Source organism: Lacinutrix algicola, from assembly GCF_001418085.1.
Classification (GTDB): domain Bacteria; phylum Bacteroidota; class Bacteroidia; order Flavobacteriales; family Flavobacteriaceae; genus Lacinutrix; species Lacinutrix algicola.
The window spans coordinates 147,627-161,857 of the sequence record NZ_LIQH01000027.1; the positions used below are offsets into that span (position 1 = coordinate 147,627).

General features: G+C 32.2%; 13 protein-coding genes. 7 read left to right on the forward strand and 6 right to left on the reverse strand.

What is annotated here, in order from left to right; translation table 11 throughout:
- Positions 1 to 18: 18 nt before the first annotated feature.
- Complete coding sequence (gene meaB / locus ASC41_RS04375; RefSeq protein ID WP_055435418.1) at positions 19 to 1,101, forward strand: methylmalonyl Co-A mutase-associated GTPase MeaB; 1,083 nt, start codon at positions 19 to 21, stop codon at positions 1,099 to 1,101.
- Between the two features lie 149 nt (positions 1,102 to 1,250).
- Here meaB and ASC41_RS04380 read toward each other — a convergent pair whose 3' ends face one another.
- Positions 1,251 to 1,607 (reverse strand): hypothetical protein, encoded by a 357-nt coding sequence (locus ASC41_RS04380; protein ID WP_055435419.1) that lies wholly within the window; start codon positions 1,605 to 1,607, stop codon positions 1,251 to 1,253.
- 172 nt (positions 1,608 to 1,779) lie between these two features.
- On the opposite strand from ASC41_RS04380, the gene ASC41_RS04385 reads away from it, so the two are divergent.
- From ASC41_RS04385 to ASC41_RS04395, 3 genes are all read left to right on the forward strand, one after another.
- The gene (locus tag ASC41_RS04385) at positions 1,780 to 3,219 is read left to right on the forward strand and encodes an FAD-dependent oxidoreductase (RefSeq protein WP_055435420.1); all 1,440 of its coding nucleotides are present in this window, start codon (positions 1,780 to 1,782) and stop codon (positions 3,217 to 3,219) included.
- Positions 3,220 to 3,337: 118 nt separating this feature from the next.
- The gene (locus tag ASC41_RS04390; RefSeq protein ID WP_055435421.1) at positions 3,338 to 4,009 is read left to right on the forward strand and encodes a phosphoglycolate phosphatase; all 672 of its coding nucleotides are present in this window, start codon (positions 3,338 to 3,340) and stop codon (positions 4,007 to 4,009) included.
- A gap of 1 nt (position 4,010) precedes the next feature.
- Entirely contained in the window at positions 4,011 to 5,438 is a 1,428-nt protein-coding gene (locus ASC41_RS04395) for an FAD-dependent oxidoreductase (RefSeq protein WP_055435422.1), read from the forward strand.
- 259 nt (positions 5,439 to 5,697) lie between these two features.
- On the opposite strand, the gene ASC41_RS04400 is transcribed toward ASC41_RS04395, so the two are convergent.
- Positions 5,698 to 6,639: an NAD-dependent epimerase/dehydratase family protein gene (locus tag ASC41_RS04400; protein WP_055435423.1), complete on the reverse strand. Its 942-nt coding sequence runs from the start codon at positions 6,637 to 6,639 to the stop codon at positions 5,698 to 5,700.
- Between the two features lie 96 nt (positions 6,640 to 6,735).
- Here ASC41_RS04400 and ASC41_RS04405 point away from each other — a divergent pair, with 96 nt between their 5' ends.
- From ASC41_RS04405 to ASC41_RS04415, 3 genes are read left to right on the forward strand one after another with little or no spacing between them, the layout of a single operon-like run.
- Positions 6,736 to 7,449 (forward strand): glycosyltransferase, encoded by a 714-nt coding sequence (locus ASC41_RS04405; RefSeq protein WP_055435424.1) that lies wholly within the window; start codon positions 6,736 to 6,738, stop codon positions 7,447 to 7,449.
- On the forward strand, positions 7,449 to 8,072 hold the full coding sequence (locus ASC41_RS04410) for a lipid-A-disaccharide synthase N-terminal domain-containing protein (RefSeq protein ID WP_055435425.1): 624 nt from the start codon (positions 7,449 to 7,451) through the stop codon (positions 8,070 to 8,072). Before ASC41_RS04405 ends, ASC41_RS04410 begins: the two co-directional genes overlap by 1 nt.
- Positions 8,065 to 9,699, forward strand: a complete 1,635-nt coding sequence (locus tag ASC41_RS04415) for an ArnT family glycosyltransferase (protein WP_055435426.1) — start codon at positions 8,065 to 8,067, stop codon at positions 9,697 to 9,699. The genes ASC41_RS04410 and ASC41_RS04415 overlap by 8 nt, the downstream gene beginning before the upstream one ends.
- Here the strand turns inward: ASC41_RS04415 and ASC41_RS04420 are convergent.
- From ASC41_RS04420 to ASC41_RS04435, 4 genes are all read right to left on the reverse strand, one after another.
- Positions 9,689 to 10,258, reverse strand: a complete 570-nt coding sequence (locus ASC41_RS04420) for a phosphatase PAP2 family protein (RefSeq protein ID WP_055435427.1) — start codon at positions 10,256 to 10,258, stop codon at positions 9,689 to 9,691. The genes ASC41_RS04415 and ASC41_RS04420 overlap by 11 nt on opposite strands.
- Positions 10,259 to 10,327: 69 nt before the next feature.
- The gene (locus ASC41_RS04425) at positions 10,328 to 10,555 is read right to left on the reverse strand and encodes a hypothetical protein (protein WP_055435428.1); all 228 of its coding nucleotides are present in this window, start codon (positions 10,553 to 10,555) and stop codon (positions 10,328 to 10,330) included.
- 184 nt (positions 10,556 to 10,739) lie between these two features.
- Positions 10,740 to 12,125 (reverse strand): MATE family efflux transporter, encoded by a 1,386-nt coding sequence (locus tag ASC41_RS04430; protein WP_193786891.1) that lies wholly within the window; start codon positions 12,123 to 12,125, stop codon positions 10,740 to 10,742.
- Positions 12,126 to 12,336: 211 nt separating this feature from the next.
- Positions 12,337 to 14,181, reverse strand: a complete 1,845-nt coding sequence (locus ASC41_RS04435; protein ID WP_055435430.1) for a PLP-dependent aminotransferase family protein — start codon at positions 14,179 to 14,181, stop codon at positions 12,337 to 12,339.
- Positions 14,182 to 14,231 lie beyond the last annotated feature (50 nt).

The window sequence follows — 14,231 nt, forward strand, 5'->3', positions numbered from 1 at the left end:
TTTTCATTTCATTTAGTCGTGGCAAATCAAAAAAAATCAGCATTAAAAGAAAACGATGGTATTTCTAATCCAGAAATAACGAGTGATAATGCTATTGCTAAAATTAAAGAACGCCGAAGACAAAAAAAGACTACTAATACTTTAGTAAAGTCTATTTTAAACGGAAACATTACGGCCTTAAGTCAATCTATTACTTTAGTAGAAAGTAAAAACACGAAACACTTAGAGCAAGCCAATTCTATTATAAAAGCGTGCTTACCTCATGCTAATAAGTCTATACGTATTGGAATTACTGGTGTTCCTGGTGTTGGAAAAAGTACTTTTATAGAAGCTTTTGGCAGCTACTTAACTAGTATTGGTAAAAAGGTTGCTGTATTAGCAGTAGACCCAAGTAGCTCGCTTACTAAAGGCAGTATTTTGGGCGATAAAACTAGAATGGAAGATTTAGTAAAAGATAAAAATGCTTTTATTAGACCAAGTCCTTCTGGCACTTCTCTTGGTGGTGTTGCTAGAAAAACACGCGAATCTATTATTTTATGTGAAGCTGCAGGATTCGATACTATTATTATTGAAACCGTTGGTGTTGGCCAAAGTGAAACTGCTGTGCATAGTATGGTAGATTTCTTTTTATTACTGAAACTCGCTGGTGCTGGAGACGAACTTCAAGGTATAAAACGTGGTATTATAGAAATGGCAGATGCTATTGCAATTAATAAAGCCGATGGCGACAATGCTAAACGCGCTAAATTAGCTAAAGTTGAGTTTAATCGCGCATTGCATTTGTACCCAATAAAAGCATCTAAATGGCAACCAAAAGTAATAACCTGTAGTGCCATAGAAAGCCAAGGTATTGAAGAAGTCTATAACATGATTATGGAATATTTAAAACTAACTACCGAAAATAATTACTTCTATTCTAAACGAAACGAGCAGAACAAATTCTGGTTAATACAAACTATTGAAGATCAACTTAAAAGTGAATTCTTTAATAATACTGAAATTAAAATTGCGCTTAAAAAACAATTGGAGCTTATTGAAGCTAATGAAACTACACCTTTTGTGGCTGCTGAATATTTATTAGGATTAGGTAACAGTAATTAGAATAGTTTAGATTCTTCGCTTTGCTCTGAATGACATAAATACTAATAAATCAAGATTAAACTAATACTTAAAATAGTAGATTCTTCGCTTTGCTCGGAATGACAGGAATATTACTTCTTTTAAATATTAGTTGAAGTTTTTAAGGCCTGTTAAATTTTCATCAACTCTTTAGTGTCAATTGCTTTATCAAAAGCTACAGTTACATATTTATGACTATTAAAAAACTTCTTTTTAGATACTAATTTAATTGTCGCAACCAACTCTCCATCTTTATTCTCTTTAACAGAAGTAACTTCAACTTTTTCTCCTACAATATTCTTATAGCTAGCAATGCCTCCTTTTTTAATAATAAAATTAGCCTTTGGGAAATTTATGTGATTGTAATTATCGTTAGCTTCGCCAATAACAAAAACATCGCCAATGGCAACATTAGAACTATTGCTTTGAGCATAAATTGATATCGACAATAAGAACATTAAAAACGTAAATAATACAGTCTTTTTCATAATTATAAAATTTAATATTTTTGTTATGTAAAAATAAAAAATAAATTACAGATTTCAAAAAAACTAGAACCTCTTATTGGTCTCTATTATTAGTATTTAACAACAAAATATTATAAAAAAGCAACCATCAATTACAGTTGATTTTTTTCATATTAATAAGAAGTAAAAAACAGTGAAAAAGGCAGAGAACGAAATGACTAACTGGACCATTTGTAAAGAATGTAAAGGTCATGGTACGAAAAGCCGAAAGCTAAGCAAGAAAGTAAAATTGCGCTACCAGGTTGCACTTGAAAATTATAAAAAAACGAACGCACAAGGCATTGCACCTGTTTCTCCTAAGCGTCCGTTATATTCTTGTTTAAAATGTTCTGGTTCTGGATTAATTCCTTCTGTAAAGCATCCAAATCCGGATAACGAAAACTATCCACACATTGCTATTATTGGTGGTGGTATTGGCGGTGTTGCTTTGGCTGTAGCTTGTTTACATCGTGGTATTCCTTTTACACTTTACGAGAGAGATAAAAGCTTCGATTCTAGATCTCAAGGCTACGGTTTAACTTTGCAGCAAGCGAGTAAAGCCATTAAAGGATTCGGTATTTTATCCTTAAAAGAAGGCATCGTTTCTACAAAACATATTGTACATACTACCAGCGGCAAAGTAATTGGTGAATGGGGAATGCGAAAATGGATGCCCGAAGAAGCCAAAACAAATTCGAAACCTTCAAATATTCACATTGCAAGGCAATCTTTACGCTTAGCATTACTTGAGCAACTTGGCGAACATAACGCTGTGCAATGGCAACACCAATTAATAGATTTTAAAGCTTCAAAAAATGAAGGCGTTAATTTAATTTTTAATGTTAACGGAGAAATAAAAAACACAAAAGCAGACCTTGTAGTTGGTGCAGATGGTATTAGAAGCACTGTAAGAAACCTACTTATTGGAGAAGATAAAACACCTTTACGTTACTTAGATTGCATTGTAATATTAGGCATTTGTCCTTTAGCGGCATTAGAAGGTGTCGAAAGTCCGTTGTTAGATTCTGAAACCGTTTTTCAAACTGCCAATGGCAACGAACGTATTTATATGATGCCTTACTCCTCTAACGCAATAATGTGGCAACTTAGTTTTCCTATGTTAGAAAAGGAAGCTAAAGCATTAAGCGCTCAAGGACCAAAAGCACTAAAAGAAGAAGCCTGTAATAGAACACAATGGCACACTCCTATTCCTCAAATTTTAGCAGCAACATTAGAATCTGAAATTTCAGGCTATCCAGTTTACGACCGCCAATTGCTTAAACAAGAAGTATTAGAACAAGGCAAACAAGTAACACTTATTGGCGATGCTGCCCATCCTATGAGTCCGTTTAAAGGTCAAGGTGCAAACCAAGCTTTATTAGATGCTTTAGCTCTTGCTAGACTTATTACAAAAGAATGCCGACCATTATCGCAATGGCAAACAGCAGGAATACGCAAAAGTGTATTAACTAATTTTGAAACAGAAATGCTAAAACGCAGTGCTTCTAAAGTTATAGATTCTGCTAAAGCTGCAAAATTTTTACATTCAGAGGTTGCACTTCATCAAAGTGATAAACCTAGAGGTTGCAATTAAAAAAAAATCTTTTTTCAATTTAAAACACGGTTACAGTAACAATAACCTTCACTAAAAATATAGTAATTTCTTACTATTTAATAAAAACTTCCGCATCTTTGTTTAAAAATAAATACCTGTGGATTTTACAAGTAAAAAACTGATTATATTCGATTTTGACGGCACGCTTATTAATAGCATTCCCGATTTAACTTTGGCTGTTAATAAAATGCTATTACATTATAATGCATCATCATTAACAATAGAAGAAGTCACTCCTTTTATTGGTAACGGCGCAATGCCACTTGTAAAACGTGCTTTAAAAAAAGCAATGCCAGAAAAAGAACTTACAGATGCCTTTTTAGAAGAAGCATTTACAGTCTATTTTTCGGCGTATACAGCAGTAACTTGCGATAAAACTTTTATGTATCCTGGTGTTTTTGACACCTTAACCAAACTAGATAAAAAAGGTTATAAAATGGTGATTTGCACGAATAAACCGTACAGTTTTATTGCTCCCATTTTAGAAAAATTAGAGATAAAACATCTTTTTAAATCTTGGATTGGAGAAGACTCTTTAACTACTAAAAAACCAGATGCAGCGCCGCTTTTACATTTAGCAAAAACACAAGAAGTCGCTATTGCAAACTGCATTATGGTTGGCGACTCTAAAAATGATATTCTTGCAGCGCAAAACGCAAATATGGAAAGTATTGGAGTAAGTTATGGTTATAATTACAACGAAAATATTGCCGATTACAATCCTACTACGGTAGTTGATAATTTCACAGATTTAGAAGCCCTTTTTTAGTATGACTATTAAACACGATGTAGGTATTATAGGAGGTGGTGTTTCGGGAGTTGTAATCGCCTTGAAGCTATCTGAATATGGAATAGATAATATTTTATTTGAAAAAGAAGAAAGCGTGGTAAATGGTCCGCCATTTTGCCATTTACATGCTGGAGGAAATTTGTATCCAGATATTTCCGACGAGCAATGTAGAATCCTCTTAAAACAATCGATAGAAATGGCGCGACTATTTCCACAGTCTATTGATGAAAGACCTACATTTATAAGTATTCCTAAAACTGAAAAATACGCCGTTTCTCAAATTGAAAACCGACTAGATATGTTGGTGGATTATTATAAAACATTAATTGCTGAAGATCCAGAAAATGAAATTCTTGGTGCTCCAGAACACTATTATAAACTTTATAATAAAGCAGATTTACAAGTTTTAGCAGAACAACCTACAACCGCTGTACCAAATACGGCAGATGAATGGATGTGCAACGCTATTAAATTAATAGACTATAACCTTTTAAAAACGCCTGTAATTTTAGTACAAGAATACGGATGGAATTTTTTTAGATTAGGAGCACAAGCACAATTAGCCTTAAACAGCTCTAAAGAATGTACTTTAAAAACAAATACTTTTGTTACAGATATTAAAGATGTTAGATCTAAAAAAATAGATCATAATTGGGAAATACATACTAAAGACAACATTTACAAGGTTAAATACTTAGTTAATTCTTCTGGGTTTAAAACAGGAGAAATAGATAATTCTTTGCATTTAAAATCCGAACGTTTAATTGAGTTTAAAGCTGCTTATGTTTCAAAATGGCAGCCTATTTCTGGATTAATTCCAGAGTTAATTTTTCATGGAGAACGTGGCACACCACATGGCATGGCACAGCTTACACCTTACCGCGATGATTATTACCAAATTCACGGTATGACTAACGATATTACGTTATTTAATGATGGTATGGTACAATCTAAAACCGATGATGCCCAGCCGGAGTTTAATTCTGAAATTAAACAAAAACTATCTCGTGCTTGGAGTCAAGAAGACATAAATACAAGAACTGAAAACGCCATTGCTTTTGTTGGTAAATTTGTACCTTCATTTACAAGTGCAACTGTTGGTGGACCTCCATTATATGGTGCACAACAAATTTTTGGTGACGACCCTAATTTAAGAGTTGGAGAAGTTCATTTTCCAAGTAAATTTTATGCACGTAGCGAAATTATTAAAGCCTCTTCTGCATTAACGGTTGCAAACCAAATTATAGAGAAAATTGTAGAGGAAGATATTGTGGTCGAACTAATAAAGGAATTACCTACTACTTTATTAAAAAGTATTTCGAAAACAGACATTGATGCTTTAGCAGGAAAATTTGCAGTAGATAGAGGTTATCCTGAAGCGTTATCAAAATTGGTTATTGATAAATAATAGTGATTTTTGTTATGCATAGATTATACTAAATTTTTCGCTTTGCAATGCTTTTGTTTTACTTGACTTTGTCCGAAAAAACAACTAACTTCGTTTAACATCTGATAAAAAACATTGAAACGATTTTTTATCAATGAAATATTAAACGAACCTTTCCAAAATCCATAAAAAAGCACAGCTTTAAACTGTGCTTTTTACTTTTCTATTTTTTCTAAAGAGGTGTTAATAAAATTCTTGTTACCTCTTACACCTAAAGCTTCTACAAAAAATTAGCCTTATACCATTCCACTTGAGCTTTCACACCTTCCAACAATGTAGTTTTAGGATTGTAATTTAAAAGCGCTCTAGCCTTATCAATATTGGCTTTAGTACGCAATTGATCTCCTGCTCTAGCTTCGACATGGTTTATTTTTATGGACTTACCAATAATAGTTTCTACCGCTTCGATACCTTCTTGTGTAGTATGTTCAACTTCGGTACCAAGATTAATAATCTCTCCATTAACTTTAGCTTCGTTACCAATAACACTTATAATACCATCTACTATATCTCCAACATAAGTAAAACTTCTTAAATGTGAGGCACTACCATTATACAAAGGAAACTGGGTATTATTAAAAGCGCAAGCAATTAATTTAGTGTACATTTTTTCTGGTCGCTCTCTTGGGCCTATTACAGAATACAAACGTAGTGAACACGATTGTAATACATTTTCTCTACTTTTTTGAAGCACTAATTGCTCTGCCGTTAATTTAGTAACACCATAATAAGATGCTGGTTTAGGCACTGTAGTTTCAGGAAAAGTAGCTTCTAATCCGTAAATTGAAGAGGTTCCAATATTAACCAATAGTTTTAAATTGGGTAATGTTAAGGCATAATCTATTAGGTTATTTGTACCTATAATATTATTTGAAAAATAATCTTGAAATGTAGATGAAGTAGAAAGTCCTGGTTGTGCTGCAAAATGAAAGATGTAGTGAATATCGTTAGGGAGCATTTCCGCGAAAGCGTTATCTCTTAAATCCTGATTAATAATATTAATTCCTTTGGCATTAAGTGCCTTCTCATTTAATTGCTTTAACGCAACATTGTAATAGGCATTAAAATTATCTAAGCCAATAACATCGTGTCCTAAATTTTTTAAGCTTTCGCATGCGTGAGAGCCAATAAATCCAGCTGCTCCGGTTACTAATATTTTCATATATTATATTCTACAATTACAAAGTAACATATTTTATTTGATACTCATTTTCTATTCTTAAAAAAACGATACATTTGTAACATTATTATATTGTTTATGATTTACCAATTTACCATCGTTGTACCTGTTTATAACGAAGAGGATAACCTTTTACGTGTTGAAAAAGAGCTTTTAGCTTACACGAAAACAGCAACAAAAACTACCAAAATTTTGTTTGTTAACGATGGCTCTAAAGACAAAAGTCAGACACTAATTGAAAACATTTGTAATAGAAATCCAGAATTTACTTTTATTGCCTTTAAAGAAAACTGTGGCTTAAGTGCTGCTGTTAAAGCTGGTTTCGATTATACCGATACAGAATTAGTAGGTTACATAGATAGCGATTTGCAAACGGCACCAAGCGATTTTAATTTACTTTTAGAACATATGGGAACACACGATTTAGTTACCGGAGTTCGAGCAAACAGAAAAGATAGTTTTGTAAAAAACATGAGTTCTACAATTGCCAACGGTATTAGAAGGAGTTTTACACATGATGGTATGGACGATACCGGTTGCCCATTAAAAGTTATAAAAACAGATTTTGCAAAACGTATTCCAATGTTTAGAGGTTTACACCGATTTTTGCCTGCCATGATATTATTGCAAAACGGTACTATTAAACAAATTCCTGTGCAGCATTTCCCACGCGTTGCAGGAGAAGCTAAATTTGGTGTTTGGAATAGGTTAATTGGTCCTTTAATGGATTGTTTTGCTTACCTATGGATGAAGAAAAAGTATATTAATTATACCGTAGCTAAAAAGAGTTAATGAGCGATTGGATAATATATAGTGTTGGTTTTTTAGCTCAAATTTTATTTTCGTCGCGATTAATTATCCAATGGATTACAAGTGAAAAAACAAAGCGTGTAGTAACACCTACTTTATTTTGGACCTTAAGTTTAATAGCGTCTTTCCTCCTATTTATTTACGGTTATTTACGCAACGATTTTGCTATTATGCTTGGTCAAGCACTCACCTATTTTATATACATTAGAAATTTACAACTGCAAAAACAGTGGGAGAAAATACCAGTAGTTTTACGCTACGTCTTACTATTTATGCCATTATTTATTACTGTTTTCTATTTTAATAATAACAGAATAGATGTAAACGTTTTCTTTAAAAATGAAGACATCCCGTATTGGCTACTAACTTTAGGTATTGTCTCTCAAACTATTTTTACATTGCGTTTTGTTTACCAGTGGTTGTATTCTGAAAAACAAAAAAGTTCGTCTCTCCCTTTTGGCTTTTGGGCTCTAAGTTTAATAGGTTCGCTTTTAATTTTAACTTATGCTATCTTTAGAAAAGATCCTGTACTTTTTGTAGGTCATATTTTAGGGACCGTAATTTACGTTAGAAATTTAATTATTCTAAAAAATCAAAATGTTTAAAGCGCTTAAAAACTATCCCATACTATTTATATGTTTGTTTGTAGCGGTTATGTTACTTCCAAATTTAGATGCTTTACAGATTTCTATTATGGAAGCGAGAAACTTTATTACAGCTCGCGAAATGCTTAACAACGATCATTGGTTACTTACCACAATGAATAACGTTGCGCGTTACCAAAAACCTCCTTTACCAGCTTGGTTTTCGGCTTTGGGTGGTATATTATTTGGAGCTAAAAGTCTTTTTGGTATGCGATTACCAGCCGTTTTAATGGTAATGCTTACCGGTAGTTATATGTATTATTTTTCAAGAACTATTTTAAAAAGCAGAACACATAGTATGATTAATGCTTTGGTTTTAATCACTTCTTTTTATGTTATTGGGATTACTTTTGAAGCACCTTCAGATATTTTCACACACGCTTTTATGCTTGTGTCTATTTACTATTTCTATAAAATTTTTAAACAAGATGTTAGCCGTTGGAAACATGTGCTTTTTGCAGGAATTTGTTTAGGCCTTTCTATATTAGCAAAAGGACCTATTTCTATATATGCTTTATTACTTCCGTTTTTAATTGCCTATGGTTTTAGTTTTAAATACAAGGCAATTAAACAAAAACTACCACAGCTTTTAAGTGCCATTGTATTAGGATTAATTATTGGCGGTTCTTGGTATTTGTATGTTAAATTAAAAGATCCCAACGTTTTAAACAGTACTGTTGCCAAAGAAACCGGTACTTGGAAAAACTATAACGTTAGACCGTTTTATTATTACTGGAGTTTCTTTGTACAGACAGGAATTTGGACTATACCCGCTTTTATTTCGTTATTATATCCTTATTTAAAAAAACGTGTAAGCCATTATAAAGCTTATCAATTTAGTTTAATTTGGACGCTTACAGCAGTGGTTTTATTGTCTTTAGTACCAATGAAAAAATCGCGTTATTTAGTACCTGTTTTAATTCCGTTGGCTTTTAATATTGGTTTTTATATAGAGTATTTAATCCGAAAATTTAAAGTACTAAAAGACAAGCGCGAGACGTTTCCTGTTTATTTTAATTTTGGGCTAATTGGTGTTATTGGTATTGCTTTTCCTATTGTAATGTTCATGCTTTTTAATACTGAATTACAAAGCCATTTATTACGATTTATAATCCCTTCAATTGTATTGTTTGCTATTGGAATATTTATTTTACTTCAGCTGAAAGCAAAAAACATAAAAAACGTATTTCTACTTACAGTACTCTTTTTTGCATCCGTTTTTGTTTTAGCATTACCACTTTCTAATGCTTTTGAAAATGAAGATTATAGCAGTGTTTCTAATCTAAATGAAGAAAACCAACAGCGTAATATTAACTTATATGCCGTTAATTATATCGCTCCAGAAACCATTTGGGATTATGGAAACAGTATTCCTGAAATTGAGTATAAAAATGACCGTTATACGTTTCCGAAGGAAAATAAATTTGGAATACTTGTGTATGAAATGAGTGCTGAAAATGAAGCCGAAATACGAGCTAATTATGAGGTAAAAGAAATGGCTACTTACGATTTAAATCGTTTTGGCAGCAACTCTAACCAAAACAATCCGCGCTTAAAAAGTGTGTTTTATATTCTAACTAAGAAATAGAAGCTCTCTTTAAAACATACTTAGCTAACTTATAGAAAATAAATCCTGAAAACGTACCGAATAATAATCCTGAAGCAATATCTAAAGGATAATGTACACCAACGTAAATTCTACTATAGGCTACAATAAGACTCCAAGTAACTAAAATAAATATTAGATTTTTATAGAATGGTCTTAGTAATAAACCTGTAAATATAGCTGCTGCCATGGTATTAGAAGCGTGTCCAGAAAAATAACCGTACTTACCACAACGCACTGCTATAAAACGCATGTACTCCATAACACCTTCTTGTCCGCAAGGTCGAAATCGTTTAAACCCAGACTTAAATTGGTTGGTAATTTGATCTGTAAAAGTCACCATTAACACAATAACTAAGATCATTATTAACATGCCTTTTAGTCCGAATTTTTTAAAAATTAAAAATAATAAGACCGCATAAAATGGAGCAAAAGTAAATTTATTGGTAATTACAAGCCATAAACTATCCCATGTTTCGGTTCCTAATCCGTTTAAGTATAAAAATAGTTCGTGATCAAATTCTATTAATTGCTCTAACATTTACTTTAATTTTTGTTTTGTAAAAAAACTACTGCGTCTAAAAAAATGTAACTTTAAATTACAATAAGCTTATTCGTCGTAACGCGCTACTTCTCTATCGTAAAAAGCAGTGGCTTCTGCAATCATGTTTTCAGTTTCCATTTCAAGCTCTTTTTGGTCATGCTGATCGAAGTCTTCTAGCCATTCCACCTCATCGTCTTCAAGGTTTATAATAAACATTGGAAATTCTGTATGGATTACAAAAATAGCATTTGGTAAATCGGTATTATCACCTAATATAAATTTTGGAAGTGTCATTTGTAATGTCTCTTTAATTGTTTGTTTTTGCCAAGTTAGACAAAATTAACTTTTTTTGTTATTCCTATGTAAACAGGAATGTATTTTATATTTATTCTGTCATTCCTGCGAAGGCAGGAATCTAATTTTATTACTATTCTTTTACTGTGGATTCCTGCCTACGCAGGAATGACAATTAATACTTTTAACTCTTTTTATTTTCAGTTGCTATCAACTTTTTTGTAAGATAGTTAAACCTTATGTATAATAAAATTGAAGCACTAGTTAAACCAGCTAATAAACCTAACCAAATACCATAACTACCATAAGCGTCCTCTTTACCAAGAAACCAACTTATTGGAAAACCTATTAACCAATAGGCGACAAATGTCATTATAGTTGGAATTTTTACATCTTGTAAACCACGTAAAGCGCCTAAAACGACGACTTGAATACTATCACTAATTTGAAAAATTGCTGCTGCCAATAATAATTGAGATGCTATTGAAACTACTTCCATGTTATCGTCGAAATTTACAACATCATCAAAATCGACATAAATTCGTGGTAAGTAATCATGAAATAATGCAAATAATATTGCAAAACCAGTCGCGAAAATAGCTCCTAAAAGAAATAATGAAAAAGCAATACGACGTAACTCGAAGTACTGTTTTAATCCTTTTTGGTTACCCACTCTAATCATAGACGCGACACTTAATCCCATAGCCACCATAAACGTCATAGAACTTAGGTTTAAGGCAATTTGATTTGCCGCTTGAGGATTTTTACCTAATAACCCACTTAGCCAAATAGCGGCAGTAAAAATAGCAACTTCAAAAAACATTTGCATAGCACTTGGCGTCCCTAAACTTATAATTTTACGAAGCATCAACTTATCTAAAACAAATAGTTTTATGTTGGTAACAAATGCTTTCGACTTTTCTTTTTTCTTAAGTAAATACCATAAATACCAAAGCATAACAAAACGTGATACTAAAGTTCCGTAAGCTGCACCAACCATTCCCATTTCTGGAAAACCAAATTTCCCGAAAATTAATAAATAGTTTAATAATACGTTTATTAAGTTACCTATAATGGTAGCATACATTGGATACTTTGTCATAGACAAACCATCACTAAATTGTTTAAATGCTTGAAATATAATAAGCGGAATTAAAGAGAATGCTACTAAATTTAAATATGGAATAGCCAATTCTACAACCTCAATAGGTTGTTTCATTAAATACATTAATGGTTTTGCTAGAAGTACTAATAAGAATAATAAAACACCTAAAACCGAACATAAAAAAATACCGTGCTTTAATGCCGATTTTCCGCTTGCGAAATCTTTAGCGGTATCAGATTCTGCTACTATTGGTGTAATTGCCGTACTAAAACCGATACCTATGGACATGGCAATAAACATAAAACTATTACCTAATGATACTGCGGCCAATTCTGCTGTACCCAATTGCCCAACCATAATGTTGTCTATAAAACTAACAAAAGTGTGCCCAAGCATACCTAACATTACAGGTGCTGCTAGTTGCCAGTTGTATTTAAACTCTTTAGTGTAATTACTCAATATCATTTGGCAAAAGTAATGCTTAGTTTTGGTTTGCATATTTTATTTTTTAGAATTTTATATCTAAAAATTATAGCAACACAAAAGAATATTTATATTTAAAGAAACAACCAAATTAGACCTAAAGACAGTACTTTAAAAGGTTATAGAACAATAATGGTGATAAGCTACCTTTCAGTAAAATACCACCACTAAATGTATCTAAATATTTATAAGATTAAATGCTTTCTACAAATTTTAAGAAGACTTTTTTATGAAGCTCTAAATCTAAATTTGAAGACAAAGATGCACGAACAATATAATCCTTATCACCTTCCTTAGTTGTACCTTGAGTAGAAGTTGCTGGGATAGTCCAATAGCATCCTTTTAGTTGACCATAACTTACACAAAACTTACTTTCGTTAGGGATTTCTGTAATCATTAAATTGATTAACTTTAAATTCAATGCTCTTTTATAAGTTTCTCTTTCTTCATCTGTATTTCCTTTTGTAGGAAGATCTAATGAAAAAACTGAAGGTGTAAAGCCTTGCTCGGCTAATGTTTCAGATACAAAATTAATTTTTGCACCTGGCAAAGCATCATGAATAAAGTTTACAAACTCACGTGTATTCTTATAAGCATCTACAATTCTTTGATTCATTGAAGGCAATTGCTTTGCTAATATTTCATATTGCAAATCTGTAGCTTCATTATCGCAAAGTTCTAAATGTAATTCTATTTTTTCCATTAATGCAATCGTCCTTTTGTTACCAACACAGTAACCAGCAGTACATTTCCCACCACTTGGAAACTTAGAGCCACTTGCAAATGAAATGGTTCTTACTGAAGAAAGGATATCGTCTTCACCTAAAAAGTGAACATTTGGACAAAATGTTTGATCTAAAATAAACACAGGATCAATAGCAATCTCACCAGAAGGTGTTTTACGCTCTTCACTTAAAACTGCTTTTAGTTTTATAAGATCTGGAACCTCAACTCTTGGGTTTGTTGGTATCTCTGCAATAATATAAGGTATCGCATCTTCTTGAGCTATTTTAGCTAAAACAGTATCGATACTTTGTACCATATCGTTATCTCCATCCACTAATAAATCTACTATCTCAACATTATCAACACAAGCAGCAACACGTCTTGCTTGGTCATTTGTACCACCATAACAGTTAGGTGGCACTACAATTTTTATAGCTTTCCCTTTATGGTTTTCTAATGCATCGTGTATTAAACCCATTAAAATAGCATACTGTATAGACAATCCGCTTGATGCTACAAGTGGTTTTGTAACCGTACCTGTAACTTGTTTTATAGCATCTAAAACTAACGTTTTGTTTGCCACTTTATCATTATTTTTATTCTCGACAGAAGATTTCGCAACTAATGCTTTTAAAGCTATAAGTGCATTAGCAGGCGTTATTGCAATAGTTTCTCTTCTTCTTACATGTTGAATATCCGAAATGTAATTTTCGTTCTGTGCTCCATTGACTACTAATACACTTCCAAGTTTTGGATAAAGGCTGATGAAAAAATCAACATTTGGATTAAGAGTAATAGTACCAATTTGGTTTTCTTCAGAAATATAAATTGTGCTACCATTAAACTTGGTAACTTCATCTATGCTTTCAACTTTTTTAAGTTCGAATTTATAACCGTAAACAGACTTTAAAATTTCAGCATTAAAATACGTTGGCAAATCTCCAGTGTAAATAATTTGCGTGTTTTTATGCTCTAAAAGGTTTTTTCTTAAAATAGATAAAACAGGAACTGTTTGAGATGAAAAACTGATTACACTATTAGACTCTAAACCGTTTAAATTAGCAATAGCCCATTCTAATACACAAGATAATGGATGCCCTAATCTAATATAATCGTAAGCTGTTGGTAAATTACTTAAAGCTGATGTTTCAGCATTATTATCGTTAAACAAACCTTCGAACTGCTCTAAAAACTCAGTTTTTGCCAAAGACTCATCGTAGATATCTAATCTGTGTGTTGTTAAGCGCAACCAATCGGTTGGCATATTCGTTAATACATTTTCAATATAACTTAGCATTTTATTCTCTTTCATAATTTTCGTCCTTTAATTAGGAAGTTTTATAGTAATGTGATTACTCAGTA

Coding starts and splice junctions, on each gene's coding strand:
- ASC41_RS04410 (WP_055435425.1), top strand. CDS start 7,449: ATGAGCGATTGGATAATATATAGTGTTGGTTTTTTAGCTCAAATTTTA.
- ASC41_RS04430 (WP_193786891.1), bottom strand. CDS start 12,125: ATGATATTGAGTAATTACACTAAAGAGTTTAAATACAACTGGCAACTA.
- ASC41_RS04405 (WP_055435424.1), top strand. CDS start 6,736: ATGATTTACCAATTTACCATCGTTGTACCTGTTTATAACGAAGAGGAT.
- ASC41_RS04415 (WP_055435426.1), top strand. CDS start 8,065: ATGTTTAAAGCGCTTAAAAACTATCCCATACTATTTATATGTTTGTTT.
- ASC41_RS04395 (WP_055435422.1), top strand. CDS start 4,011: ATGACTATTAAACACGATGTAGGTATTATAGGAGGTGGTGTTTCGGGA.
- ASC41_RS04380 (WP_055435419.1), bottom strand. CDS start 1,607: ATGAAAAAGACTGTATTATTTACGTTTTTAATGTTCTTATTGTCGATA.
- ASC41_RS04435 (WP_055435430.1), bottom strand. CDS start 14,181: ATGAAAGAGAATAAAATGCTAAGTTATATTGAAAATGTATTAACGAAT.
- ASC41_RS04400 (WP_055435423.1), bottom strand. CDS start 6,639: ATGAAAATATTAGTAACCGGAGCAGCTGGATTTATTGGCTCTCACGCA.
- ASC41_RS04420 (WP_055435427.1), bottom strand. CDS start 10,258: ATGTTAGAGCAATTAATAGAATTTGATCACGAACTATTTTTATACTTA.
- ASC41_RS04425 (WP_055435428.1), bottom strand. CDS start 10,555: ATGACACTTCCAAAATTTATATTAGGTGATAATACCGATTTACCAAAT.